This window comes from Amycolatopsis sp. NPDC043885 (genome assembly GCF_056435685.1).
This window is the reverse complement of the sequence record NZ_JBWKEA010000001.1, coordinates 493381-516306: the sequence shown is the minus strand read 5'-3', so window position 1 is coordinate 516306 and position 22926 is coordinate 493381. Positions and strand designations below refer to the sequence as shown.

Genomic DNA, 22926 nt, shown 5'->3' with positions numbered 1-22926 from the left:
CGGGCTCCCGCCTCCGCTCGCCAACTCCTCTAGTCGCATCAACCCCAAGGGGATGTAAAGACGTGCTGGACGTCAACTTCTTCGATGAGCTCCGCATCGGCCTCGCCACCGCCGACGACATTCGTCAGTGGTCCTTCGGCGAGGTGAAGAAGCCGGAGACCATCAACTACCGGACGCTCAAGCCCGAGAAGGACGGCCTCTTCTGCGAGAAGATCTTCGGCCCGACCCGGGACTGGGAGTGCTACTGCGGTAAGTACAAGCGGGTCCGCTTCAAGGGCATCATCTGCGAGCGCTGTGGCGTCGAGGTCACCCGCGCCAAGGTGCGTCGTGAGCGGATGGGCCACATCGAGCTGGCCGCTCCCGTCACCCACATCTGGTACTTCAAGGGTGTTCCCTCCCGCCTGGGCTACTTGCTCGACCTGGCGCCGAAGGACCTCGAGAAGATCATCTACTTCGCGGCCTACGTGATCACCGGTGTGAACACCGAGCTGCGGCATAACGACCTGCCGACCCTCGAGAACGAGATCGGTGTCGAGCGCAAGAACCTCGAGACCAAGCGCGACGCGGACATCGAGGCACGGGCGCAGAAGCTGGAAGCCGACCTGGCCGAGCTGGAGGCGGAGGGCGCCAAGTCCGACGTCCGCCGCAAGGTCAAGGAAGGCGGCGAGCGCGAGATGCGTCAGCTGCGTGACCGCGCCGGTCGCGAGCTGGACCGTCTCGAGGAGGTCTGGACGACCTTCACGAAGCTCGACACCCGTCAGCTGATCGCCGACGAGCTGCTCTACCGCGAGCTCGTCGACCGCTACGGCGAGTACTTCACCGGCGGCATGGGCGCGGAGGCCATCCAGAAGCTGGCCACCGAGTTCGACGTCGCCGCGGAGGCCGAGAGCCTGCGCGACACCATCCGCAACGGCAAGGGGCAGAAGAAGCTCCGCGCGCTGAAGCGGCTCAAGGTCGTCGCGGCCTTCCAGGCCACCGGCAACGATCCGCGCGGCATGGTGCTCGACGCCGTCCCGGTGATCCCGCCGGACCTGCGCCCGATGGTCCAGCTCGACGGTGGCCGGTTCGCCACCTCCGACCTGAACGACCTCTACCGCCGGGTCATCAACCGGAACAACCGGTTGAAGCGGCTGATCGACCTCGGCGCGCCCGAGATCATCGTCAACAACGAGAAGCGGATGCTGCAGGAGGCCGTCGACGCGCTGTTCGACAACGGCCGCCGCGGCCGCCCGGTCACCGGTCCAGGTAACCGCCCGCTGAAGTCGCTGTCCGACCTGCTCAAGGGCAAGCAGGGCCGGTTCCGCCAGAACCTGCTCGGCAAGCGTGTCGACTACTCCGGCCGTTCGGTCATCATCGTCGGTCCGCAGCTGAAGCTGCACCAGTGCGGTCTGCCGAAGGACATGGCGCTCGAGCTGTTCAAGCCGTTCGTCATGAAGCGGCTGGTCGACCTGAACCACGCGCAGAACATCAAGTCCGCCAAGCGGATGGTGGAGCGGTCGCGTCCGCAGGTGTGGGACGTGCTCGAAGAGGTCATCACCGGCCACCCGGTGATGCTGAACCGTGCGCCGACCCTGCACCGCCTCGGTATCCAGGCCTTCGAGCCGCAGCTGGTCGAAGGCAAGGCCATCCAGCTGCACCCGCTGGTCTGTGAAGCGTTCAACGCGGACTTCGACGGTGACCAGATGGCCGTGCACCTCCCGCTGTCCGCGGAGGCGCAGGCCGAGGCCCGCATCCTGATGCTGTCGGCGAACAACATCCTTTCGCCGGCGTCGGGTCGTCCGCTCGCCATGCCGCGTCTGGACATGGTGACCGGTCTGTTCCACCTGACCCGCCTGAACGAGAACGCCGACGGCGCGGGCAACGCGTACTCGTCGCCCGCCGAGGCGATCATGGCGTTCGACCGCAAGGCGCTGAGCCTGCACGCCCCGATCAAGATCCGCATCACCGACCGTCAGCCCGCCAAGGCGGACGAAGCGGCGCTGGCGGAGAAGGGCTGGGAGCCGGGCAAGGCGTGGCTGGCCGAGACCACCCTGGGCCGTGTGCTGTTCAACGAGCTGCTGCCGGCGGACTACCCGTTCATCAACGAGCCGATGCCGAAGAAGCGTCAGGCCGCGATCGTGAACGACCTCGCCGAGCGCTACTCGATGACCCAGGTCGCGCAGACCCTGGACCGCCTGAAGGACGCCGGTTTCTACTGGGCGACCCGTTCGGGTGTCACGGTCGCGATCTCCGACGTGCTCGTCCCGGCAGGCAAGAAGGCCATTCTGGACGAGTACGAAGGCAAGGCCGACCAGGTCGAGAAGCGGTACCAGCGTGGTCAGCTGTCGCACGCCGAGCGCAACAACGAGCTCGTCAAGGTGTGGACGCAGGCCACCGAAGAGGTCCACAAGATCATGGAGACGGCGCTGCCGGACGACAACCCGATCGCGATGATCGTGAAGTCGGGCGCGGCGGGCAACATGACGCAGGTCCGGTCGCTGGCCGGTATGCGTGGTCTGGTGTCGAACCCGAAGGGTGAGTACATCCCGCGTCCGATCAAGGCCAACTTCCGTGAAGGCCTGTCGGTGGCGGAGTACTTCATCGCGACGCACGGTGCCCGTAAGGGTCTGGCGGACACGGCGCTCCGTACCGCCGACTCGGGTTACCTGACCCGTCGTCTGGTGGACGTGTCGCAGGACGTCATCGTCCGCGAGATCGACTGTGGCACCACCCGCGGCATCAACATGCCGATCGGTGAGGACATCGGCGACGGCAAGGTCCTGCGCGACCAGCACGTCGAGACCAGCGTGTACGCGCGGAACCTGGCGACCGACGCGGTCGACGCCAAGGGCAACGTCGTGCTCAACGCCGGTGACGACATCGGTGACCCGGCGATCGACAAGCTCATCTCGAGCGGGATCTCCAAGGTCAAGGTGCGCTCGGTGCTGACCTGCGAGTCGGCCGTCGGTATCTGCGCCACCTGCTACGGCCGGTCCATGGCGACCGGTCAGCTCGTCGACGTCGGCGAGGCCGTGGGTATCGTCGCGGCCCAGTCGATCGGTGAGCCGGGTACGCAGCTGACGATGCGTACGTTCCACCAGGGTGGTGTCGCCGGTGACGACATCACGACCGGTCTGCCCCGTGTCCAGGAGCTGTTCGAGGCCCGGGTCCCGAAGGGCAAGGCGCCGATCGCCGACGTCGATGGCCGTGTGCGCATCGAGGAGAGCGAGCGGTTCTGGAAGATCACGCTGATCCCGGACGACGGCAGCGAAGAGATCGTCTTCGACAAGCTGTCCAAGCGTCAGCGGCTCGCGAACACCCCGAACGGCCCGCTGGGCGACGGTGACCGCGTCAACGTCGGTCAGCAGCTGCTCGAAGGCACGCCGGACCCGCACGAGGTCCTGCGCGTGATGGGACCGCGCGAGGCGCAGATGCACCTGGTGGACGAGGTCCAGAAGGTGTACCGGGCGCAGGGTGTGTCGATCCACGACAAGCACATCGAGGTCATCGTCCGGCAGATGCTGCGCCGGGTGACGATCATCGACTCCGGTGCCACGGACTTCCTGCCGGGCGAGCTGCCCGAGCGGACCAAGTTCGAGGCGAAGAACCGGGCGTCGGTCGCCGAGGGCGGCGAGCCCGCCTCGGGTCGTCCGGTGCTGATGGGGATCACGAAGGCCTCGCTGACCACGGACTCGTGGCTGTCGGCGGCCTCGTTCCAGGAGACCACGCGTGTCCTGACCGACGCGGCCATCAACGGCCGCTCGGACAAGCTCGTGGGCCTCAAGGAGAACGTGATCATCGGTAAGCTGATCCCGGCCGGTACCGGGATCAACAAGTACCGCAACATCCAGGTGCAGCCGACCGAGGAGGCGCGGGTCGCCGCTTACGCGATCCCGTCCTACGACGACGGCTACTACACCCCGGATGTGTTCGGCTCCACGCCGGGCGCCGCGGTGCCGCTGGACGACTATGACTTCGGCCGCGACTTCCGCTGACCGAAGCGAAATCCACGAGAAGGGCCCCCGCCGATCCGGCGGGGGCCCTTCCCGTTTCCCGGAATGTTCCAGTTTGAGTCCACCTCACCCGAAACGGGTACGAACTCTTCACCACACTCGCTAGGGTGATCGGGTTCTACGCGGTTCGGGGGCTCTGCGCATTTCCAACGGGTATTCAGGGGTGACTCTGCGTGAACAAATCACCTGGGGTGAGATCCATCGCGCGTACCGCGGGGATCTATCTCGCGACGATCGCCGCCGGCGCGGCCCTGACCGGTGTGTTCGCCGCGCCCGCCCTGGCGGATCCGGAGCCTTCGGCCCCGCCCTCCAGCGCGCCGACGACGTCCGAAGCGCCGAGTAGCACTCCCGCCCCGACGCCCAGCGCGCCGCCGGCCGAGAGTTCTGCACCCGCGGCGCCGAAGCCGCAGGCCGAGCGAGCGAAGGTCGAAGCTTCGGTCACGTTCGAAAAAGACTCCTACCGGATCGACGAAGACGTCCGTTTCACCTTCAAGGTCAAGAACGTCGGCGAAACCCGCGCGGTCGGACTTCAGGTCCACCAATTCTTCAGTGAGCCGGGAGCCCTGTCGATTCCCTACGAGCCGGGCTGGGGAGCGTGGGGACGTGCACCGGGGGTGAGCCTCGAGCCCGACGAGACCAAAGAGCTGACCGTCACCGGGCAGATCGGGGACCTCGACAAGGACATCGCGGTCGTCCGGGGCTTTGTCGCCGACGAGACCGGGTTCAGCGCCGGTGAGTTCAACGGCACTGTCTCCGTCGAGAAGGTCACCGGCCGCGTGGCGGGTGTCGTGTTCGGCGACAAGAACGGCAACGGCAAGCTCGATGACGGCGAACAGCTGGCCGATATCCCGCTCACCTTGCGGTACACCATCGGTTCCAAGGAGTACAAGGCCACGAGCGACGCCGACGGGAAAATCGATTTCGGGGACGTCCCGGCCGTCGAATATCTTCTCAGCGGCGGCAGCGACTCGATCAAGGGCTGGTTGTTCCCCCTCAAGGTCATTCGGGCCGGCGCGGACACCACGGACTTGCCCATCCGTGGGGTGCAGCCGTTGAACGGTGCACTCAAAGCGTCGGTGTCCTTCACCAAGGACACCTACAAAGTCGGCGAGCTCGCCCACGTCACCGTGACACTGACGAACTCGGGAACCATTCCGCTCGTCGGCATCGTGGCCGGGTGCAATCGCGCCGGAGCGGACTTCGCGCTGAAGAGCAATGGTCCTGGTTGGGGAGAGCTTTCCTACCTCGCGGGTGGGGCGACCATCGCTCCCGGCCAGACCCGCACCTTCGACGTGACCGAGAAGGTCCCGGACGCCGCGCTGCACCATGGCCGCGTCGCGGTGGGTTGTGACTTCGGCTATGCCGACGTCGGTATCGACGGCAACCCGGTCGCGAACGACGAAGCCTCGGTGCCGGGTGGGATCGCCTCCCTCGCGGGTCAGGTGGTCCACAACACGGACCCGGGCAAACTCGAGGCGGGGCTCGCCGGGGTCAAGGTCGTACTCGCCTCCGACGGTGACTGCCCGACCATCGTCGAGACGACGACCGACGGGGAGGGACACTTCAAGATCGCCAACTTGGTGCCGGGGCCGAAGTACCGCCTGTTCTTCGCCCCGCCGCAGGGTTGGCGGATCATGCATGACAACCCGAAGTCGATCTACGTCGTCGGTCCGGCGGACAACCCTGCCCGGCTTCGCGTCGAAGCCACGAAGGGCGAGGAACCGCCGCTCACCTTGCCCACCCGGCGTCCTGGCTGTGACGCGTCCGGGACCAGCACACCCGCCCCCGGCGCGCCAGGTAACCAGGCTTCCGGCGGCGGAACGGGTCTGGCCCGCACCGGTGCCGACGTCCTCGGCCTCGGCGCTCTCGCCCTGGCCACCCTGGTACTCGGTGCGGGTCTGGTCTTCACCTCGCGCCGCCGTCACCGCCAGGCTGACTGACCTGCGTTTAGCCCCCTAATCGCGATCTGCCACCTGCCCGCGTCCGGTGCCACCGGATCGCGTTTAGCGGGCTAAACGCGATCCGGTGGCACTTGCGTTTAGCGGGCTAAACGCGATCCGCCCACACGCCGCCCGACGCCTCGCCCGACCTGCGTTTAGCCCCCTAATCGCGATCCGGAGGGCGGGGCCGCAGGTCAGTAGGTGTTCGGAAGGGTGCCACCATGCCTCGGCGAGTTCCGGGTTTCGGCCGCCGCGAGTCTCGCACGCCGGGGCCGGCGGGTCGGTGTGCGAGAGCGTGTCCAAGCAGTCGTGCCCGGTGCCCATGTCGACCGTGTTGTCCGGTATCGGATCGCCTGCGCCGAGGGGGAGATCTTCGACGTGTGCCGCCTCGTGGGTCCGCGAAGTGGCAGAGTTCCCGGGAAAGCATAACGAACCCATAATGGCCGCGGTCGTGCCGGACGCGGGTTACTGGTCCGTTGTGACCTGCGGTAGTGCTGCCAGGTGGCCTAATTCCCAACGCTCGGAAAATCGCCACCTGTTCGGCGCAATGACCCATCCGCATCGCGGGAAATTCACCCTGCCGTGGCATGTCCCATTCTTTGATCGCGAGATTGACACTCCAGCGGCTTCGCACGAGTATTTCGCCCATGCAATCCCCCGTCGCCTTGGTGTGGCGCCGGCACGTTGACTTGCGGCAGCAGGCAAGCGCGCTGTGTACGGATTCCTGACCTATTCCGGGCTGGTCGCGTCGTAGGCGAATCCGCGTATCCGAAACGGATGCGCCTGATCTTTGCGCGCTGACGCTTTCCGCTGTGCCGCAACGGTTCCCCGCTGGAACCGGCGGTTGATTGCTTTCCCTTTGATCCGTGCCGGTGACGCCTGCGCGAAAAGGGAGAGGCGTGCCAATTGTCTGGCGCTTCGGTAGCGAAAACAGGGAGAAAGAATGCTATCCGACTCGCCAAAGTGGCGAAAAGTGGTGATCGGCGCCTTGGCGGCGGCGCTCGCCGTGGGCACGGTGACCTATACCGGCTCCACGACGAGCGCCTACGCCGACGTCCAGGTCGTCAAGGACGCGAAGAAGGCGGCCGACGGCAAGGAGTACTGGGTCCAGAACCACCTGGTGTCCAAGGATGTCGCGGCGTCCCGGAGCGCGGACGGCAAGCGCCAGAAGTGGCTGCTGGTCTGGGCCGGTGACGAGAACATCGCCGACACCCTGGTCAAGGACATCAAGAACCTGCCGGGTTCGCTCGGTGGCGGCCTGAACAAGATCAAAAACGCGTTGCCCGGTCCGGACTTCCTCGCCGTGATCGACGCGACGCAGGGTTCCCCGACGTACGGCAAGGTCGTCAACACCGCCACCGTCGGGCCGCTCGTCGAGAACGAGCCGCACCACATGCAGTACGTGTGGCACAAGGGAGACACGATCTACGCCGGCGCGCTGTTCGCCGCCGCGACGTACGCCTTCGACGTCTCCGCGTTGCCGCAACTGAAGCTCAAGGGCGTCAGCCTCCCGACGCAGACCCTCGGCGGCTCAGTCCCGGACGCGTACTGGGTGCTCAAGGACGGCACCGCCTACGGCACCTACATGGGCGGCCCGGCCCGCACACCTACGCCAACGGTTCCACCGTGGTGGGCAACGGTTTCGCCGGTAGCCCCGGCGAGGTCGTCCGCTTCGACCAGAACGCGCAGGTGCTGTCGGAGCCCCGGCGGCCACGCCGCAGGGTGACAACAAGAAGCTGTGCGACAACCTCCCGCGACTGGACGAGCCGACCTGCGCCAACCCGCACGGCATCCAGGCCCGTGAGGACCTCAACACCCTGGTCACCAGTGACTACGCCGAGCCGCGCAACATCATCCTCGACCCGGTGAAGCAGTCGTCGCCGTATCTGCGGCGGCCGACCGTCCGCATGTGGGACATCTCCGACCGCAACAAGCCGAAGCTCAAGGCGGTCTCGTACCTGCCGGACGGCCCTCGCGCCGATCCCGCGGACCCGCTGCACGCGGAAAGCCGCGCGGTCATGGAGACCACGGTGACCAACCTGCCCGGCCGCAAGGGCGCCTTCGCCCAGACCATGCAGGGTGGCGCGGTGTTCTACACACCGGACATCACCGCCAAGGAACCGCATTGGATCCAGGTGTTCGACGACGGCGCCGCGAACAAGGCGATCCACCCGAACAACGACTCCAACGGCGGTGGCTCCAACGGCGGCTGGATCCAGACCAGCCCCGACGACAAGTACCTCTACCGCGCGATCACCGGACGCTCCAAGGGCGCGCTCGGCCCGCACGACCCCGGCACCACCGGCGGCGTGTACGTCCTCGACATCCAGAAGCTGGTCGCCGCGGGCGACAAGGTCGAGAACATCAAAGGCCGGATCGACACGAAGGAGAAGTCCCAGCAGGGCGGTGGCGGCGATCTGCCGACCGTCGTCGGCGCGGCGCCGATCAACCCGGGCACGCCCGGCGGCGGCCCGCACTGGGGCGCGTACGACAACTTCGTGCTCGGCGACGACGGCTACTACCACGAAACCGACAAACCGCAGCACCTCGCGGTGTCGAACTACTTCGTCGCACGGTCCGGTTTGGACGGTGACCACAAGGTCAACCTGCTGAACCTCGGCGAGGACGGGAAGGTCGCGGTCGACCAGAACTTCCGGGACGAGTTCACCGGACAGGTCGGGATCAACTTCAACCGGAAGACCTGGCCGCACGGGTCCTTCGGCAACGCCAAGCCGCACTCCGAACTGTTCGTCGTGGCGGACGCGGATCTCAAGTAACCCTGCTCGGCGCGGAAGGTCATGGGTGGCGGGCGCACCCCGCCACCCACGGCTCCGCCGATCTGTTCGGAGAAGGTCCCATGGATCACCACGTCATCCCGGCGAGTTCGGGTTCGGCCGGAGTCGACATCGCCCTCGTCCTGCTCCGGCTCGGACTTCTGCTGGCGACCGCTTTCCTTGCCGGCACGGGGATCCTGCGCCCGCTGGCGGGTGAGCTGCCCCGACGGCTTCGGCTCGCCATCGCCGTACTCGGCGGGCTTTCCGCCGCGCTCGCCGCGGTTTCCGCCTTCGCGACCGACGTCAACGTCATCGCGCTGATCGTGCATCTCGTGCTCGCGCTGGCCATTCCCGTCCTGATCCGCCGTCCGCCGGCGGGCCGCTGGGCGGCCCTCGCGCTCGCCGCATTGGTGGTGCTCGAAACCTCGCTCGGGCGGACAGGCGTCGACTTCGCCATAGACACCGTCTACGTCGCGGCCGCGGCCTTGTGGTTCGGCGTCACCGTTCTTTCCGTCTGGGTGCCCGCGGAGCAATGGCGCCAGACGAACTTCCGGCTCGGCCCGCTTTCCCTGACACTGGGCGGACTTCTCGTCGTCGCGGGCGCGCTGTCCGGACTCGCCGGCGGGGTCGCCTCGGCCGACCCGCTGCCGGGTCTGCCCACCGGCGGCGACCCCGCGGTCTGGCTGATCCCCGGCCTCGACCTCGGCGGACTGCTCGGACCGGCCGTCCCCGTGCCCACCGACCTCCTCGCCCCGATCTACGGGATCATCACGCCGATTTCGTAAAACCGTTACCAGCAAAGGAGAATCTCATGAAGAAGACCTTCGTCCGCGCGGTCACCGGCGCCGCGCTCGCCGGTCTCGTCGTGCTCGGCTCGGCGGCTTCCGCGCTCGCCGCGCAGGACGCCCCGAACGATGTCGTGGTCGTCGACGAACCCGACACGAGCGACCTCCACAACATCTGGACGTTCGCGCCGCTCGGCGTCCCGGTGCTGGGCCTCGTCCAGTCCCTCAACGGCGTCCCCGGCCGGCTGCTGCCGTCCTGACTTCCGCGGCGGCGCGGCTCCCGGGGCCGCGCCGCCGCTTTCGGTGAGGAGACCGATGGCCGACAGACACCTGATCGGGCGCATCGCCATCGCGGGGATCGTGGTGGCCGCGCTCGCGACGTGTGTGGTGCTGCTCAACGGCGGTGAGGAACCGCAGGCCGAGACCGTGGCCGTGGTCGGCGAGCCGACCGAGGCCGAACCGTCGCGGGGGCCGGATCGCACGATCACGCGGACGCCCAGTCAGGCGCAGCCGGTGTCGAACGACTGGCGGATCGCGTACGAGCTGGCCGGGACGGGGACCGCGACCGTGGTCCACGACTCGAACGGGCTGGGGCTCGTGCACCAGGAGCTGCAGGTGACGCTGCCGTGGCGCAAGGAGCTCACGTGGAAGAACACCGGCACGCCGCCGACCGTCCAGCTGATGGGGCAGGGCGAGGGCGCCACCTACGCCGGCCGCCTCGCCCCTCCTGACCTGCGTTTAGCCCCCTAATCGCGATCCGGCGCGCAGCGAAAACCGGTGGCCACGATGGGCAGAATGTAGCCATGACCTGGAGCTTCGAAGTCACCCCCGTCGATCACCCGGACGCCGCCCAGCTGCTGCGCGAGTACTTGGACGAGATCGCGTCGCGCTACTACGAGCGCCAGGTCACCGAAGAGGAGCTCGACGTCTTGCTCGAGGAGAACCACAGCCGCGACATGGTCCCGCCGACAGGTGCCTTCCTCCTCGCGCGACGGGACGGGGTGCTGGCCGGCTGCGCCGGTCTCCGGGTCGTCGCGCCCGACACCACCGAACTCAAACGCGTCTTCCTGCGGAAGTCCGAGCGCGGCAAGGGCGGCGCGGCGCTGCTCGTGGCCGCCGCCGAGGACGTCGCCCGCGGCCTCGGGGCCACGCTGATCCGCCTCGACACCCGAGACGACCTCGTCGAGGCGAGGGCTCTGTACGCACGCCTCGGCTACGAGACGGTCGAGCCCTTCAACGACGACCCCTACGCGCACCACTACTTCGCGAAGTCCCTGGCCCCGGCGGTGCCGGATCGCGTTTAGCCCGCTAAACGCGACGCGGGCGCGGGGCGAAGGTCGCCTTGGCGAGGAGGGCACCGGCGAGGACGGGCGCCAGCCCGATCAGCAGCAGGAAGACGCCGGTGTCCTTGCCCTCGATCAGCGGATGCCACCACAGCGGCGTCACGGCGATGTCGACGACGTCACCCCGCTCCGGGAACGTTCCGAAGGACATCCACCGCAGGTCCTTCACCTCGTGCGTCTCGCCGTCGAGTTCGTAGGTGCCGTCCACCAGGTTGCCGTTGCCGCAGCTGGTGCAGCTCGAAGTGCTCGCCTCCGCCCGCAGCGTCGCGGTCACGGTGAGCCGCGCCTCGGGGGCGAGCCCGGTCAGCGCGGTCAGCGCGTTCACCGCGAGCGCCAGCCCCGGCAGCACCAGGGCGAGCGCGACGACCGTGCGCGCCACCAGCGACAGCGTCGACAGCGGCTGTCGTCCGGCCGTTTCCCGGCGCCGGTTGAGCGGACCGCGGAGTCCGGCGAGCGGGCCTCGCCGTCCGCCGAGCCAGCCGGCGTCGCTGGTGTCGGACGCGGCCGCCACCGAACGAAAGTCCGCGTCTTCCCAGTCCACTTCGGACGCCAGGACGGCCAGACGGCGCGAGTCGGCGAACATCATCTCTTCGGTCAGCGTCCCGGCTTCGGAGGTCCACAGTGAACCGCCGTGGAAGGCGACTTCGCGGACCCGGAACCACGGATCGCCTTCGAACAGCGCGCGGACGCCGGGGGAGAGAAGAGCCTCGGCGAACTCCGGATCGGACGTCGTCACGGTGAACCGGCGGTCGAACTCCGTGCCGGTCTCGAACCGCTGCAGCAGGGCATCCGGCTTCGGCGCCCCGACGGTGTTCCGCGTGATGCGGGCGTCCTCCAGCGGCGTGAACCGCTCCGGCTCGAAAGCACCCGTCGCGGGGGTGATGACGACCGACGGCACGACCGGCGTCCGAAGCTGGATCAGGGCGTACGTCCCATCGGTCAGGTCGGCTGTCCTGGCCGGCTCCGGGAAGTCCGCCGAGCCGCCGAGCCGGTACTCGACTCCGAGCAGGCGGTGCCCGTTGTGGTCGAACTCGACCGCGGTCGCCACCGACTCGGGCGACGCGTGGGTGACGGCGATCCCCCGCGAGGGGAGTACGCCGAAGCTAGGCTCACCGGATCCGTCGAGCCTGCCGATCCACGTCTTCTGCCGATACCCCCGCCAGGCCGCCAGAGCCGCGATGACCAGGGGGAACGCGAACCACAGCCAGCCGGGCACCGCGCTGCCGGACCCCGTCGAGAGCCAGTACAGCGACGTCTCGGAGACGAGGATCCCGCAGAGCGCGTAGCTGACGGCGGCCGCGGTGGGCCGCCGTCCGTCGAATCGCCCGCCGAACAGCAACAGCGCCAGGGCCAGGGTGTATCCACCGGCGATGAGCCACGGCCCGGCCAGCTGATCGTCCATCGGGCGACCCTACTGGTCCATGTCGAGGTTCTCGCGCGTCTCCTCTTCGCTGTGGCGACCGCCGGTCCGGCCGTACTCCTGCCCGGCGGTGACGTTCTTCGTGTTGTCGATGACCTTGTTCGCGACGTCGAAGGCCGCCTTGCCCTGGTACGCCGAACCCTTCGACAGATCGCTGGGGTTGACCCCGACCACCTGCTTGATCGCCTGGTTCGGCACACCCTTGAGGACGTCCTTCGCGGCGTCGCCGAAGGTGCCCAGCTGAGTCCCGGAGCCCTTCGCGAACGCGCCGACGATCGCCTTCTCCTGGCCGGGGGTCATCCCGACCTTGCCGGCCTTCGTCAGCTTCGAACCCTGTTTCACCAGGTCGTCGGTCCACTTGAGCATGAAGCCCATGAACTTGTCGAGCAGCTTGCCGAGTTTGCCGAGGTGCTTGGTGATCTTGCCCATCGCGCTCGCGGCCTTGGCGATCGTCGCGGTCATCGCGGCGGCCACCGACGAGCCGAGGCTCACCACCGAAGCGGCCAGCGCGGGCAGCCAGATGTAGATGGCCCAGGTGACCAGCTCGGAGATGATCGATTTGACGACCTCTTCGATGACGGTCATCACCATCGACCACATCTGCAGCGTCTCGGCCACCGTCCCGGCGCTGTTGCCGATGCCCTTGATGCCGACGGCGAAGTCGCCGAGCGCGTTCCTGGCGGCGTCGCCCGCGTCGCCCACCCAGTCCTTCAGGGACTCGTCGCCGGTCTTGACGAAGTCGTCGGCCAGCGTGACGAAGCCCTTGGCGATGTTGCCGAAGTTGCCCGCCGCGGTCTTGAGCGCCGGGCCGTCACCCGTGACGAAGTGCAGCGCGTCCTGCAGTGGCTGGATCAGCTCGATCAGGATGTTGAGGCCGTTGCTGACCAGCCAGCCGACCGGGTCGAGCACGAAGCTCGCGAGATCCGCGCCGGCCCCCGCGATGAACCCGGCGCCGTCCTGTACCAGCTGCCCCCCGGCGGCCACCAGGTCGCCGGGGCCCTGCGCGGTGCTGAACTTCTCGTAGGCGTTGGCGACGGTGGTGACGCCCTTGCCCGCGATCGGCACCTTCTTCGCCGCGTCGAGCGCGTTCTTGCCGAAGCTGTCGTCACCCGTGATCTTGACGCCGGCGGCGATGCTCGCCTTCTCGTCGGTCATGCCGTCCCCCAGCTCACTTCGGTCCGTCGATCTTGGCTTCGTACTTCCCCAGGGTGATCGTCGCGTCGTTTTCGAAGCCGTTGTAGATCGACGCCGCCTGGGTCATCTTCCCGGAGAACGAGTCGACCCCGGTCTTCATCAGCTCGAGCAGCTCACGCAGGTCGGCGAGTTTGCCGGTGTAGGTCTGCTTCACCGCGAGCCCGATCAGGCCCCACGACTTGTCCGTGACGTCCGCCTGGTCGACGAGATCGCCGAATTTGCCGGCCTCGTCCTTGTAATAGCCGAGCTTGTTGGCGTAGTCGGTCAAGGCCTGCGTCTTGACCGCGTGCCCGCCTGGTCCGGTCATCGGTGATCCTCCTCGTCGAACAGGTTCTTGAGGAACTGGTCACCGGCCGAGTTCCCGCCGGACGGCGCCGGCCCGGGAGTCGGTTCGTCCGACCGCCGGAGCACCGTCTCCTCGCTGAAGTCGTCTTCGTTCCGAGGGCGGCGCGCGGTGTTCTGTGGTGGCTCCTCCGACATCTGAGACCGCAGATCGTCCGCCGTGGTTCCCAGCGCTTCCGCTTGGGCTTCGAGGACCTGTTCTTCGACGTTCAGATGGAAGGCTCCGCCGAACTGCGCGTCGACGATCCCCGCCTGCTTCCGTGCCGCGTCGGCCACCGCGGTGTGCAAAGTGGACAGAATGGCGGCGGCGAGCTGTTGTGGCTGCTGCCGAAGGGCTTCCGGGCTGAGACGAATGTCCTTCACGGACCCGCCGGGCCCCGCGACGACGGTGACCGAGCGGTCCGGCGATGTCGCCACCGACTCCAGTTCCGCCAGTTCGCCCTGCATCTCGCCGACCTTCGCGAACTGCGTCTCGGCCTGTTTGATCTTGGATTGGAATTTCTCGAACTCGGCGACCAGCTGTTCGAACTCGGCCGACATGGAGCCTCCCCGTGCAAGTGCGTGTGACCGCTATCACCGCGGCCATCGTGACCTATTCACGGGTCTGACGCGATGGCGTGCTTTCCGGATCCATCCGGCTCACCCGATAGGGGATATAGGTAGCGTGGTCCGCCGAGCAGGGCGGTATCAGTACGGACGAGGGGAGGCGTCGTGGACGCCGAGCAGAAGGAAAGCAGCGAAGAACCCAGGCGGGGGAGTCACGCGGCGCCGGAGGGGGCACCCGTGCATCCGTTGATCGATCTCTCCCGGGACCCGCATCCGGGCCGGGCGGACCACGCCAAGCCCGACGAGGAATGAAGGCCGGGCGCGCAGCGCGTCCGGTGAGGGCGATGGCGGGGCCGGGGGTGGAGAACCGGCCCGAAACGCCGTTCCATCAGGGTCGCCGCGGCATGACGCCCGGCACGATATAGTTATCGACCCCCCGATTTGGCCGGTCCGGAAGTGGCCGGGTATCTTTGGAGACCGTGCCCGGCAGGCGTCGGGCCGTCCCGTGTGCCGTGCGGCATGGACGGGGTGCTCAGGCATCCGGTCCGAAGGCTTCGCCCACGCGGGATCCGACGGAAAATCCCTACGGGAAGTTACCGGTCGCGAGACCGTGACGCGGGCCGACACGCCCGACCGCGGGGGCCGGAGACAACACGTAGTAGCAAGATCGCGAACAGAAAGCTGGTCCATTGCCCACGATCCAGCAGCTGGTCCGTAAGGGCCGCCAGGACAAGGCTGCCAAGCAGAAGACCGCGGCCCTCAAGGGGAGCCCGCAGCGGCGTGGCGTGTGCACTCGCGTGTACACCACAACCCCCAAGAAGCCGAACTCGGCGCTTCGCAAGGTCGCTCGTGTGAAGCTGACCAGCGGCATCGAGGTCACCGCCTACATTCCCGGTGAAGGCCACAACCTGCAGGAGCACTCGATGGTGCTCGTGCGCGGTGGTCGTGTGAAGGACCTGCCGGGTGTCCGTTACAAGATCATCCGCGGTTCGCTCGACACCCAGGGTGTCAAGAACCGTAAGCAGGCGCGCAGCCGGTATGGCGCGAAGAAGGAGAAGAGCTAATGCCCCGCAAGGGTCCGGCCCCGAAGCGGCCGCTGATCTCTGACCCCGTCTACGCATCCCCGCTGGTCACCCAGCTGGTGAACAAGGTGCTGAAGGACGGCAAGCGGTCCCTGGCCGAGCGCATCGTCTACGGCGCCCTCGAAGGTGCTCGCGAGAAGACCGGCACCGACCCGGTCGTCACGCTGAAGCGCGCCCTCGACAACGTGAAGCCCACCATCGAGGTGAAGAGCCGCCGCGTCGGTGGTGCCACCTACCAGGTGCCGATCGAGGTCAAGCCGGGACGCTCCACCACGCTCGCGCTTCGCTGGCTGGTCTCTTTCTCGCAGGCTCGTCGCGAGAAGACCATGATCGAGCGTCTGCAGAACGAGCTCCTCGACGCGAGCAACGGCCTCGGCGCCAGCGTGAAGCGGCGCGAGGACACGCACAAGATGGCCGAGTCCAACAAGGCCTTCGCGCACTACCGCTGGTGATGTCCGCCCGGCTGCCGATCAAAGCCTTGCCGGGCCCCAATTTTGAGACAGGGGAACACTCTCGTGGCACGTGAAGTGCTGACCGACCTGAACAAGGTCCGCAACATCGGCATCATGGCCCACATCGACGCCGGTAAGACCACCACCACCGAGCGGATCCTGTTCTACACCGGGGTCAACTACAAGATCGGTGAAGTCCACGATGGCGCCGCCACCATGGACTGGATGGAGGAGGAGCAGAAGCGGGGTATCACCATCACCTCGGCTGCCACCACCACTTTCTGGGCCGATCACCAGATCAACATCATCGACACCCCGGGCCACGTCGACTTCACCGTCGAGGTGGAGCGTTCGCTCCGCGTGCTCGATGGTGCCGTCGCCGTCTTCGACGGCAAAGAGGGTGTCGAGCCGCAGTCCGAGCAGGTCTGGCGTCAGGCGGACAAGTACGAGGTTCCTCGTATCTGCTTCGTCAACAAGATGGACAAGCTCGGCGCGGACTTCTACTTCACCGTCCGCACCATCGAGGAGCGCCTCGGCGCCCGCCCGCTGGTCATCCAGCTGCCGATCGGCGCCGAGAACGAGTTCGAAGGCGTCGTCGACCTGGTCCGCATGAAGGCGCTGACCTGGCGCGGCGAGGTCCAGAAGGGCGAGGACTACGCCGTCGAGGAGATCCCGGCCGAGCTCGCCGACAAGGCGGCCGAGTACCGGGAGAAGCTGGTCGAGGCCATCGCCGAGACCGACGACTCCCTGATGGAGAAGTTCCTCGAGGGCGAGGAGCTGACCGAGGCCGAGATCAAGGCCGGTATCCGGAAGCTCACCGTGAACCGCGAGGCGTACCCGGTGCTCACTGGTTCCGCGTTCAAGAACAAGGGCGTCCAGCCCATGCTCGACGCGGTCATCGACTACCTTCCGTCGCCGCTGGACGTGCCGGCCGTCGAGGGCACGCTGCCCGACGGCGAGACCGTCGTGTCGCGCAAGCCGTCGACCGAGGAGCCCTTCTCCGCTCTGGCGTTCAAGATCGCCGCGCACCCGTTCTTCGGCAAGCTGACCTACATCCGGGTGTACTCGGGCAAGGTCGCCTCCGGCGCGCAGCTGATCAACGCCACCAAGGAGCGCAAGGAGCGCATCGGGAAGCTCTTCCAGATGCACTCCAACAAGGAGAACCCGGTGGACGAGGCCCAGGCGGGCCACATCTACGCGGTCATCGGCCTGAAGGACACCACCACCGGTGACACCCTCGCCGACCCGCAGAACCCGGTCGTCCTCGAGTCGATGACGTTCCCGGCGCCGGTCATCCGCGTCGCGATCGAGCCGAAGACCAAGGCCGACCAGGAGAAGCTGTCCCTGGCGATCCAGAAGCTGGCCGAAGAGGACCCGACGTTCCAGGTCAACCTGGACGAGGACACCGGCCAGACGATCATCGCAGGTATGGGCGAGCTGCACCTCGAGGTGCTGGTCAACCGCATGAAGTCCGACTACAAAGTCGAGGCGAACATCGGTAAGCCGCAGGTCGCCTACCGCGAGACGGTGCGCAAGACGGTCGAGAAGCTCGACTACGTGCACAAGAAGCAGACCGGTGGTTCCGGTCAGTTCGCGAAGGTCATCGTCAAGCTCGAGCCGCTCGAGTCCACCGACGGTGCCCTCTACGAGTTCGACAACAAGGTCACCGGTGGTCGCGTGCCGCGGGAGTACATCCCGTCGGTCGACGCGGGCGCACAGGACGCCATGCAGTACGGCGTGCTGGCCGGCTACCCGCTCGTCGGGTTGAAGTTCACCTTGTTGGACGGCGCGTACCACGAGGTCGACTCTTCGGAAATGGCCTTCAAGATCGCCGGCTCCATGGCGATGAAGGAAGCCGCGAAGAAGGCCGGTCCGGTCATCCTCGAGCCGCTGATGGCCGTCGAGGTCACCACGCCCGAGGACTACATGGGCGATGTGATCGGCGACCTCAACTCCCGCCGTGGCCAGATCCAGGCCATGGAGGAGCGCGCCGGTACCCGTGTCGTCAAGGCACTGGTCCCGCTGTCGGAGATGTTCGGTTACGTCGGCGACCTGCGTTCGCGTACGCAGGGACGTGCCAACTACTCCATGGTGTTCGACTCCTACGCCGAGGTTCCCGCGAACGTCGCGAAGGAAATCATCGCGAAGGCGACGGGGGAGTAGTTCCCGTCCGCTCGCGGGCATAAGGAACACTCCTGAACGTCCGCAGCATCCGTCAAGAAACGAATCCCCGTCCGACAGCCACGTTGGCCGGTGAGTAAGCAAAACAGTCCAGGAGGACATTCCAGTGGCGAAGGCGAAATTCGAGCGGACCAAGCCGCACGTCAACATCGGGACCATCGGTCACGTCGACCACGGTAAGACCACTCTGACCGCGGCGATCACCAAGGTTCTGCACGACAAGTACCCCGAGCTGAACACCGCTTCGGCGTTCGACCAGATCGACAACGCGCCGGAAGAGAAGCAGCGCGGTATCACGATCAACATCTCGCACGTCGAGTACCAGACCGAGAAGCGTCACTACGCCCACGTGGACGCCCCCGGTCACGCGGACTACATCAAGAACATGATCACCGGTGCGGCGCAGATGGACGGCGCGATCCTCGTGGTCGCGGCGACCGACGGCCCGATGCCGCAGACCCGTGAGCACGTGCTGCTCGCGAAGCAGGTCGGCGTGCCCTACATCGTGGTCGCGCTGAACAAGGCCGACATGGTCGACGACGAGGAGATCCTGGAGCTCGTCGAGCTCGAGGTCCGCGAGCTGCTGTCCTCCCAGGACTTCCCGGGTGACGACGCTCCGGTCATCAAGGTCTCCGGCCTGAAGGCCCTCGAGGGCGACGCCAAGTGGGGCGAGAGCGTTCTCGAGCTGATGGAAGCCGTCGACGAGAACGTGCCGGACCCGGTGCGCGAGCTCGACAAGCCGTTCCTGATGCCGATCGAAGACGTCTTCACGATCACCGGCCGTGGCACGGTCGTGACCGGCCGTATCGAGCGTGGCCGCGTCAACGTGAACGAAGAGGTCGAGATCGTCGGCATCAAGGAGAAGTCGACCAAGACCACCGTCACCGGTGTCGAGATGTTCCGCAAGCTGCTCGACCAGGGTGAGGCCGGCGACAACGTCGGTCTGCTGGTCCGCGGTATCAAGCGCGAGGACGTCGAGCGCGGCCAGGTCGTCGTGAAGCCGGGCACCACCACCCCGCACACGGAGTTCGAGGGCTCGGTCTACATCCTGTCGAAGGACGAGGGTGGCCGTCACACCCCGTTCTTCAACAACTACCGCCCGCAGTTCTACTTCCGTACCACGGACGTGACCGGCGTCGTCACCCTCAAGGAGGGTGTCGAGATGGTCATGCCGGGCGACAACACGGACATCAGCGTCGTGCTGATCCAGCCGGTCGCCATGGACGAGGGTCTGCGTTTCGCCATCCGTGAGGGTGGACGGACCGTGGGCGCCGGCCAGGTCACCAAGATCATCAAGTGATTTAACGCCGACCCGGGGGTCTGATACACCCCCGGGTTCAAGGCGTCAAATCACGTGTGCGACACTATTCAGGTTGCTCGTCCTGGGGCGGCCGAACTCGTACTTCTTCGGAAAACGGGTTCCGGCCGCCCTGGTATGAGCGGCCACGGTCCGCGGAGCACTTCCTTCGGGTGAGGCTAGCGGGCAAGGGCGTTTGAGACGGCGATCAAGCATTTCCGCCGGCTCGATGCCTCCTCACGTTGAGGAAGACCAGGCAAGACGAAGATCCCGCGGGATCCGTCTGTGCGTCGGGCTCGACACGCCCGACCGCGTGGACCGGGGACAGGGCCGTTGAACTGGGAAAACCTCAGTCAGACTGAGGTTTGAAAAGACAAAAGCGGCACGAGACGACAAGGAACGAGCAGCCACCATGGCGGGACAGAAGATCCGCATCCGGCTCAAGGCCTACGACCACGAGGCGATCGACACCTCGGCGCGCAAGATCGTCGAGACGGTCACGCGCACCGGCGCCCGTGTTGTCGGGCCGGTGCCGCTGCCCACCGAGAAGAACGTTTACTGCGTCATCCGCTCGCCGCACAAGTACAAGGACTCACGCGAGCACTTCGAGATGCGCACGCACAAGCGTCTGATCGACATCCTCGACCCGACGCCGAAGACGGTCGACGCGCTCATGCGCATCGACCTGCCGGCGAGCGTCGACGTCAACATCCAGTAGCAGCGGCTGGCGAGCGGCGGAGAGTAAGAGACTCATGTCTGACAGGCAAGTGAAGGGCATCCTGGGCACCAAGCTCGGCATGACCCAGGTCTTCGACGAGAACAACCGGGTCGTCCCGGTGACCGTCGTCCAGGCCGGGCCGAACGTGGTCACCCAGGTTCGGACCCAGGAGAACGACGGCTACAAGGCCGTGCAGCTGGCTTTCGGCGCGGTCGACCCGCGCCGGGTGAACAAGCCGCGCACCGGCCACTTCGACAAGGCGAGCGTGACCCCGCGTCGTTACCTTGCGGAGCTGCGTACCACCGACGCCGAGACCTACGAGGTCGGCCAGGAGATCACCGCCGAGGTGTTCGAGGCCGGTATCGAGGTCGACGTGACCGGTACCAGCAAGGGCAAGGGCTACGCCGGTGTCATGAAGCGTCACGGCTTCAAGGGCCAGGGCGCGAGCCACGGTGCCCAGGCCGTGCACCGCAAGCCCGGCTCGATCGGTGGCTGCGCCACCCCGGGCCGTGTCTTCAAGGGCCTGCGCATGGCGGGCCGGATGGGCAACGACCGGGTCACCACGCAGAACCTGACCGTGCACGCGGTGCGTGCCGAGGACGGCCTGCTGCTGATCAAGGGCGCCGTGCCCGGTCCCAAGGGCGGCCTGCTGTTCGTTCGCAGCGCCGCGAAGGGTGGTAACTGAACATGACCAGCGTCGAGCTGAAGACCCCGGCCGGTAAAGCCGACGGCACGGTCGAGCTCCCCTCGGAGATCTTCGACGTGCAGGCCAACGTGCCCCTCATGCACCAGGTCGTGGTGGCCCAGCTGGCCGCCGCCCGCCAGGGCACGCATGACACCAAGACCCGCGGTGAAGTCCGCGGTGGTGGCAAGAAGCCGTACCGCCAGAAGGGCACCGGCCGCGCCCGCCAGGGTTCGACCCGTGCGCCGCAGTTCGTCGGCGGTGGTGTCGTCCACGGCCCCACGCCGCGCGACTACACCCAGCGGACCCCGAAGAAGATGAAGGCCGCCGCTCTGCGTGGCGCCCTCTCCGACCGGGCCCGTGCCGGACAGTTGCACGTCATCACCGAACTGGTGACCGGCGAGAAGCCGTCCACCAAGTCCGCCAAGGCCGCCATCGCCGCGGTGACCCAGGCCAAGCGCGTTCTCGTGGTGCTGCACCGCGACGACGAGCTGGGCTGGAACTCCGTGCGCAACCTGGCCGAGGTCCACATCATCACGCCCGACCAGCTCAACACCTACGACGTGTTGGTCAACGACGACGTGGTGTTCACCAAGGCCGCTTACGACGTGTTCGTCGCCGGCCCCGTCCGGGGCAAGGGCGCGAAGGCTTCGGCTCGGTCGAGCGAGGTTGAAGGGAGTGACGAGCAGTGAGTGCGATCGCCATCCCCGATCCCCGCGACATCTTGCTCGCGCCGGTGATCTCCGAGAAGTCCTACGGGCTGCTCGAGGACCACAAGTACACGTTCATCGTCCGCCCGGACGCCAACAAGACCCAGATCAAGATCGCGGTCGAGAAGGTGTTCGGCGTCAAGGTGGTCAGCGTCAACACGGCCAACCGCCAGGGCAAGCGTAAGCGGACTCGCGCCGGCTTCGGCAAGCGCAAGGACACCAAGCGCGCCATCGTGACTCTTTCGGCTGAGAGCAAGCCGATCGAGATCTTCGGCGGACCCACCGCGTAAAGGACTGAGCTGACACATGGGCATCCGCAAGTACAAGCCGACGACCCCGGGTCGTCGCGGTTCCAGCGTCTCCGACTTCGCCGAGATCACTCGGTCCACCCCGGAGAAGTCGCTGCTGCGTCCGCTGAGCAAGTCCGGCGGCCGTAACTCCAGCGGCAAGATCACCACCCGGCACAAGGGTGGTGGCCACAAGCGTGCGTACCGGCTGATCGACTTCCGCCGGAACGACAAGGACGGCGTTCCCGCCAAGGTCGCGCACATCGAGTACGACCCCAACCGGTCCGCTCGTATCGCGCTGCTGCACTACGCCGACGGCGAGAAGCGCTACATCATCGCCCCGGAGAAGCTCAAGCAGGGTGACACGGTCGAGAACGGCCCCCGTGCCGACATCAAGCCGGGTAACAACCTGCCGCTGCGCAACATCCCGGTCGGCACCGTGATCCACGCGATCGAGCTCCGCCCCGGTGGCGGCGCGAAGATGGCGCGGTCCGCCGGTGCCAAGGTGCAGCTGGTGGCGAAGGACGGGCCGTACGCCCAGCTTCGTCTCCCGTCGGGCGAGATCCGCAACGTCGACGTGCGCAACCGCGCCACCATCGGCGAGGTCGGCAACTCCGAGCACTCCAACATCAACTGGGGCAAGGCGGGCCGTAACCGCTGGCGCGGCAAGCGCCCCACCGTCCGTGGTGTCGTCATGAACCCGGTCGACCACCCGCACGGTGGTGGTGAGGGTAAGACCTCCGGTGGTCGCCACCCGGTGAACCCGAACGGAAAGCCCGAAGGCCGCACCCGCCGCCGCAAGGCCTCCGACGCCATGATCGTCCGCCGCCGGCGTACCGGCAAGAAGCGCTGAGCAGGGAGGTAGAAGAACATGCCACGTAGCCTCAAAAAGGGCCCCTTCGTGGACGACCACCTGCTCAAGAAGGTGGACGCTCTCAACGAGTCGGGCAAGAAGACCGTGATCAAGACGTGGTCGCGTCGCTCCACGATCATCCCGGATTTCCTGGGTCACACGATCGCTGTGCACGACGGCCGCAAGCACGTCCCGGTGTTCGTCACCGAGGCGATGGTGGGTCACAAGTTGGGCGAATTCGCGCCGACTCGGACCTTCAAGGGCCACATCAAGGACGACCGCAAGTCGCGCCGCCGCTGAGCGGGCACGAGAGAACAAGGAAGCTAGC

Annotated in this window: 21 protein-coding genes and 1 pseudogene; 18 read left to right on the top strand and 4 right to left on the bottom strand. The window is 66.9% G+C overall.

Going from position 1 to position 22926, the window contains the following annotated elements:
- Positions 1 to 62 precede the first annotated feature (62 nt).
- From AC069I_RS02625 to AC069I_RS02595, 7 genes and pseudogenes are all read left to right on the top strand, one after another.
- Positions 63 to 3974, top strand: coding sequence for a DNA-directed RNA polymerase subunit beta' (locus AC069I_RS02625; RefSeq protein ID WP_340684770.1), 3912 nt, complete (start codon positions 63 to 65; stop codon positions 3972 to 3974).
- Between the two features lie 191 nt (positions 3975 to 4165).
- Entirely contained in the window at positions 4166 to 5932 is a 1767-nt protein-coding gene (locus tag AC069I_RS02620) for a hypothetical protein (RefSeq protein WP_478264700.1), read from the top strand.
- Between the two features lie 988 nt (positions 5933 to 6920).
- Positions 6921 to 8709 (top strand): annotated as a pseudogene (locus AC069I_RS02615) (hypothetical protein).
- Between the two features lie 80 nt (positions 8710 to 8789).
- Positions 8790 to 9491 carry a hypothetical protein gene (locus tag AC069I_RS02610; RefSeq protein WP_478264699.1) on the top strand — a complete coding sequence of 234 codons (702 nt, stop codon included), beginning with the start codon at positions 8790 to 8792 and terminating at the stop codon, positions 9489 to 9491.
- Between the two features lie 26 nt (positions 9492 to 9517).
- Positions 9518 to 9751 carry a hypothetical protein gene (locus AC069I_RS02605; RefSeq protein ID WP_478264698.1) on the top strand — a complete coding sequence of 78 codons (234 nt, stop codon included), beginning with the start codon at positions 9518 to 9520 and terminating at the stop codon, positions 9749 to 9751.
- Positions 9752 to 9806: 55 nt separating this feature from the next.
- The gene (locus AC069I_RS02600; RefSeq protein ID WP_478264697.1) at positions 9807 to 10241 is read left to right on the top strand and encodes a hypothetical protein; all 435 of its coding nucleotides are present in this window, start codon (positions 9807 to 9809) and stop codon (positions 10239 to 10241) included.
- Between the two features lie 53 nt (positions 10242 to 10294).
- Complete coding sequence (locus AC069I_RS02595) at positions 10295 to 10795, top strand: GNAT family N-acetyltransferase (protein ID WP_478224964.1); 501 nt, start codon at positions 10295 to 10297, stop codon at positions 10793 to 10795.
- A gap of 4 nt (positions 10796 to 10799) precedes the next feature.
- On the opposite strand, the gene AC069I_RS02590 is transcribed toward AC069I_RS02595, so the two are convergent.
- From AC069I_RS02590 to AC069I_RS02575, 4 genes are read right to left on the bottom strand one after another with little or no spacing between them, the layout of a single operon-like run.
- Positions 10800 to 12236 (bottom strand): hypothetical protein, encoded by a 1437-nt coding sequence (locus AC069I_RS02590; RefSeq protein ID WP_478264696.1) that lies wholly within the window; start codon positions 12234 to 12236, stop codon positions 10800 to 10802.
- 9 nt (positions 12237 to 12245) lie between these two features.
- The gene (locus tag AC069I_RS02585; protein ID WP_478224966.1) at positions 12246 to 13409 is read right to left on the bottom strand and encodes a hypothetical protein; all 1164 of its coding nucleotides are present in this window, start codon (positions 13407 to 13409) and stop codon (positions 12246 to 12248) included.
- A gap of 13 nt (positions 13410 to 13422) precedes the next feature.
- The gene (locus AC069I_RS02580; RefSeq protein ID WP_340684760.1) at positions 13423 to 13755 is read right to left on the bottom strand and encodes a hypothetical protein; all 333 of its coding nucleotides are present in this window, start codon (positions 13753 to 13755) and stop codon (positions 13423 to 13425) included.
- Positions 13752 to 14330, bottom strand: coding sequence for a YbaB/EbfC family nucleoid-associated protein (locus AC069I_RS02575; protein WP_478224967.1), 579 nt, complete (start codon positions 14328 to 14330; stop codon positions 13752 to 13754). Before AC069I_RS02575 ends, AC069I_RS02580 begins: the two co-directional genes overlap by 4 nt.
- 171 nt (positions 14331 to 14501) lie before the next feature.
- Here AC069I_RS02575 and AC069I_RS02570 point away from each other — a divergent pair, with 171 nt between their 5' ends.
- The 11 genes from AC069I_RS02570 (at position 14502) to rpsS (ending at position 22898) form a co-directional block, all read left to right on the top strand.
- Positions 14502 to 14648 carry a hypothetical protein gene (locus AC069I_RS02570; RefSeq protein WP_091597937.1) on the top strand — a complete coding sequence of 49 codons (147 nt, stop codon included), beginning with the start codon at positions 14502 to 14504 and terminating at the stop codon, positions 14646 to 14648.
- A 377-nt stretch (positions 14649 to 15025) separates the two neighbouring features.
- Positions 15026 to 15400 (top strand): 30S ribosomal protein S12, encoded by a 375-nt coding sequence (rpsL, locus tag AC069I_RS02565; protein WP_003102113.1) that lies wholly within the window; start codon positions 15026 to 15028, stop codon positions 15398 to 15400.
- Entirely contained in the window at positions 15400 to 15870 is a 471-nt protein-coding gene (gene rpsG / locus AC069I_RS02560; RefSeq protein ID WP_007031033.1) for a 30S ribosomal protein S7, read from the top strand. Before rpsL ends, rpsG begins: the two co-directional genes overlap by 1 nt.
- Positions 15871 to 15933: 63 nt before the next feature.
- Positions 15934 to 18033, top strand: coding sequence for an elongation factor G (gene fusA, locus AC069I_RS02555; RefSeq protein WP_034304237.1), 2100 nt, complete (start codon positions 15934 to 15936; stop codon positions 18031 to 18033).
- Positions 18034 to 18157: 124 nt separating this feature from the next.
- Positions 18158 to 19351 (top strand): elongation factor Tu, encoded by a 1194-nt coding sequence (gene tuf, locus AC069I_RS02550; RefSeq protein ID WP_007031035.1) that lies wholly within the window; start codon positions 18158 to 18160, stop codon positions 19349 to 19351.
- 409 nt (positions 19352 to 19760) lie between these two features.
- On the top strand, positions 19761 to 20066 hold the full coding sequence (rpsJ, locus tag AC069I_RS02545) for a 30S ribosomal protein S10 (RefSeq protein WP_003102098.1): 306 nt from the start codon (positions 19761 to 19763) through the stop codon (positions 20064 to 20066).
- A 34-nt stretch (positions 20067 to 20100) separates the two neighbouring features.
- On the top strand, positions 20101 to 20751 hold the full coding sequence (rplC, locus tag AC069I_RS02540; protein WP_007031036.1) for a 50S ribosomal protein L3: 651 nt from the start codon (positions 20101 to 20103) through the stop codon (positions 20749 to 20751).
- Positions 20752 to 20753: 2 nt separating this feature from the next.
- On the top strand, positions 20754 to 21440 hold the full coding sequence (rplD, locus tag AC069I_RS02535) for a 50S ribosomal protein L4 (RefSeq protein ID WP_192747829.1): 687 nt from the start codon (positions 20754 to 20756) through the stop codon (positions 21438 to 21440).
- Positions 21437 to 21748, top strand: coding sequence for a 50S ribosomal protein L23 (gene rplW, locus AC069I_RS02530; RefSeq protein WP_005166778.1), 312 nt, complete (start codon positions 21437 to 21439; stop codon positions 21746 to 21748). Before rplD ends, rplW begins: the two co-directional genes overlap by 4 nt.
- A gap of 16 nt (positions 21749 to 21764) precedes the next feature.
- Positions 21765 to 22598 (top strand): 50S ribosomal protein L2, encoded by an 834-nt coding sequence (rplB, locus tag AC069I_RS02525; protein ID WP_005166779.1) that lies wholly within the window; start codon positions 21765 to 21767, stop codon positions 22596 to 22598.
- A gap of 18 nt (positions 22599 to 22616) precedes the next feature.
- Entirely contained in the window at positions 22617 to 22898 is a 282-nt protein-coding gene (gene rpsS / locus AC069I_RS02520; protein ID WP_003102083.1) for a 30S ribosomal protein S19, read from the top strand.
- Positions 22899 to 22926: the final 28 nt, after the last annotated feature.

Excerpts from the sequence above, each read along its gene's own strand:
- AC069I_RS02610 (WP_478264699.1), top strand. The coding sequence starts at position 8,790 with ATGGATCACCACGTCATCCCGGCGAGTTCGGGTTCGGCCGGAGTCGAC.
- AC069I_RS02605 (WP_478264698.1), top strand. The coding sequence starts at position 9,518 with ATGAAGAAGACCTTCGTCCGCGCGGTCACCGGCGCCGCGCTCGCCGGT.
- AC069I_RS02600 (WP_478264697.1), top strand. The coding sequence starts at position 9,807 with ATGGCCGACAGACACCTGATCGGGCGCATCGCCATCGCGGGGATCGTG.
- AC069I_RS02595 (WP_478224964.1), top strand. The coding sequence starts at position 10,295 with ATGACCTGGAGCTTCGAAGTCACCCCCGTCGATCACCCGGACGCCGCC.
- AC069I_RS02590 (WP_478264696.1), bottom strand. The coding sequence starts at position 12,236 with ATGGACGATCAGCTGGCCGGGCCGTGGCTCATCGCCGGTGGATACACC.
- AC069I_RS02585 (WP_478224966.1), bottom strand. The coding sequence starts at position 13,409 with ATGACCGACGAGAAGGCGAGCATCGCCGCCGGCGTCAAGATCACGGGT.
- AC069I_RS02580 (WP_340684760.1), bottom strand. The coding sequence starts at position 13,755 with ATGACCGGACCAGGCGGGCACGCGGTCAAGACGCAGGCCTTGACCGAC.
- AC069I_RS02575 (WP_478224967.1), bottom strand. The coding sequence starts at position 14,330 with ATGTCGGCCGAGTTCGAACAGCTGGTCGCCGAGTTCGAGAAATTCCAA.
- rpsG (WP_007031033.1), top strand. The coding sequence starts at position 15,400 with ATGCCCCGCAAGGGTCCGGCCCCGAAGCGGCCGCTGATCTCTGACCCC.
- rpsJ (WP_003102098.1), top strand. The coding sequence starts at position 19,761 with ATGGCGGGACAGAAGATCCGCATCCGGCTCAAGGCCTACGACCACGAG.
- rplC (WP_007031036.1), top strand. The coding sequence starts at position 20,101 with ATGTCTGACAGGCAAGTGAAGGGCATCCTGGGCACCAAGCTCGGCATG.
- rplD (WP_192747829.1), top strand. The coding sequence starts at position 20,754 with ATGACCAGCGTCGAGCTGAAGACCCCGGCCGGTAAAGCCGACGGCACG.
- rplB (WP_005166779.1), top strand. The coding sequence starts at position 21,765 with ATGGGCATCCGCAAGTACAAGCCGACGACCCCGGGTCGTCGCGGTTCC.
- rpsS (WP_003102083.1), top strand. The coding sequence starts at position 22,617 with ATGCCACGTAGCCTCAAAAAGGGCCCCTTCGTGGACGACCACCTGCTC.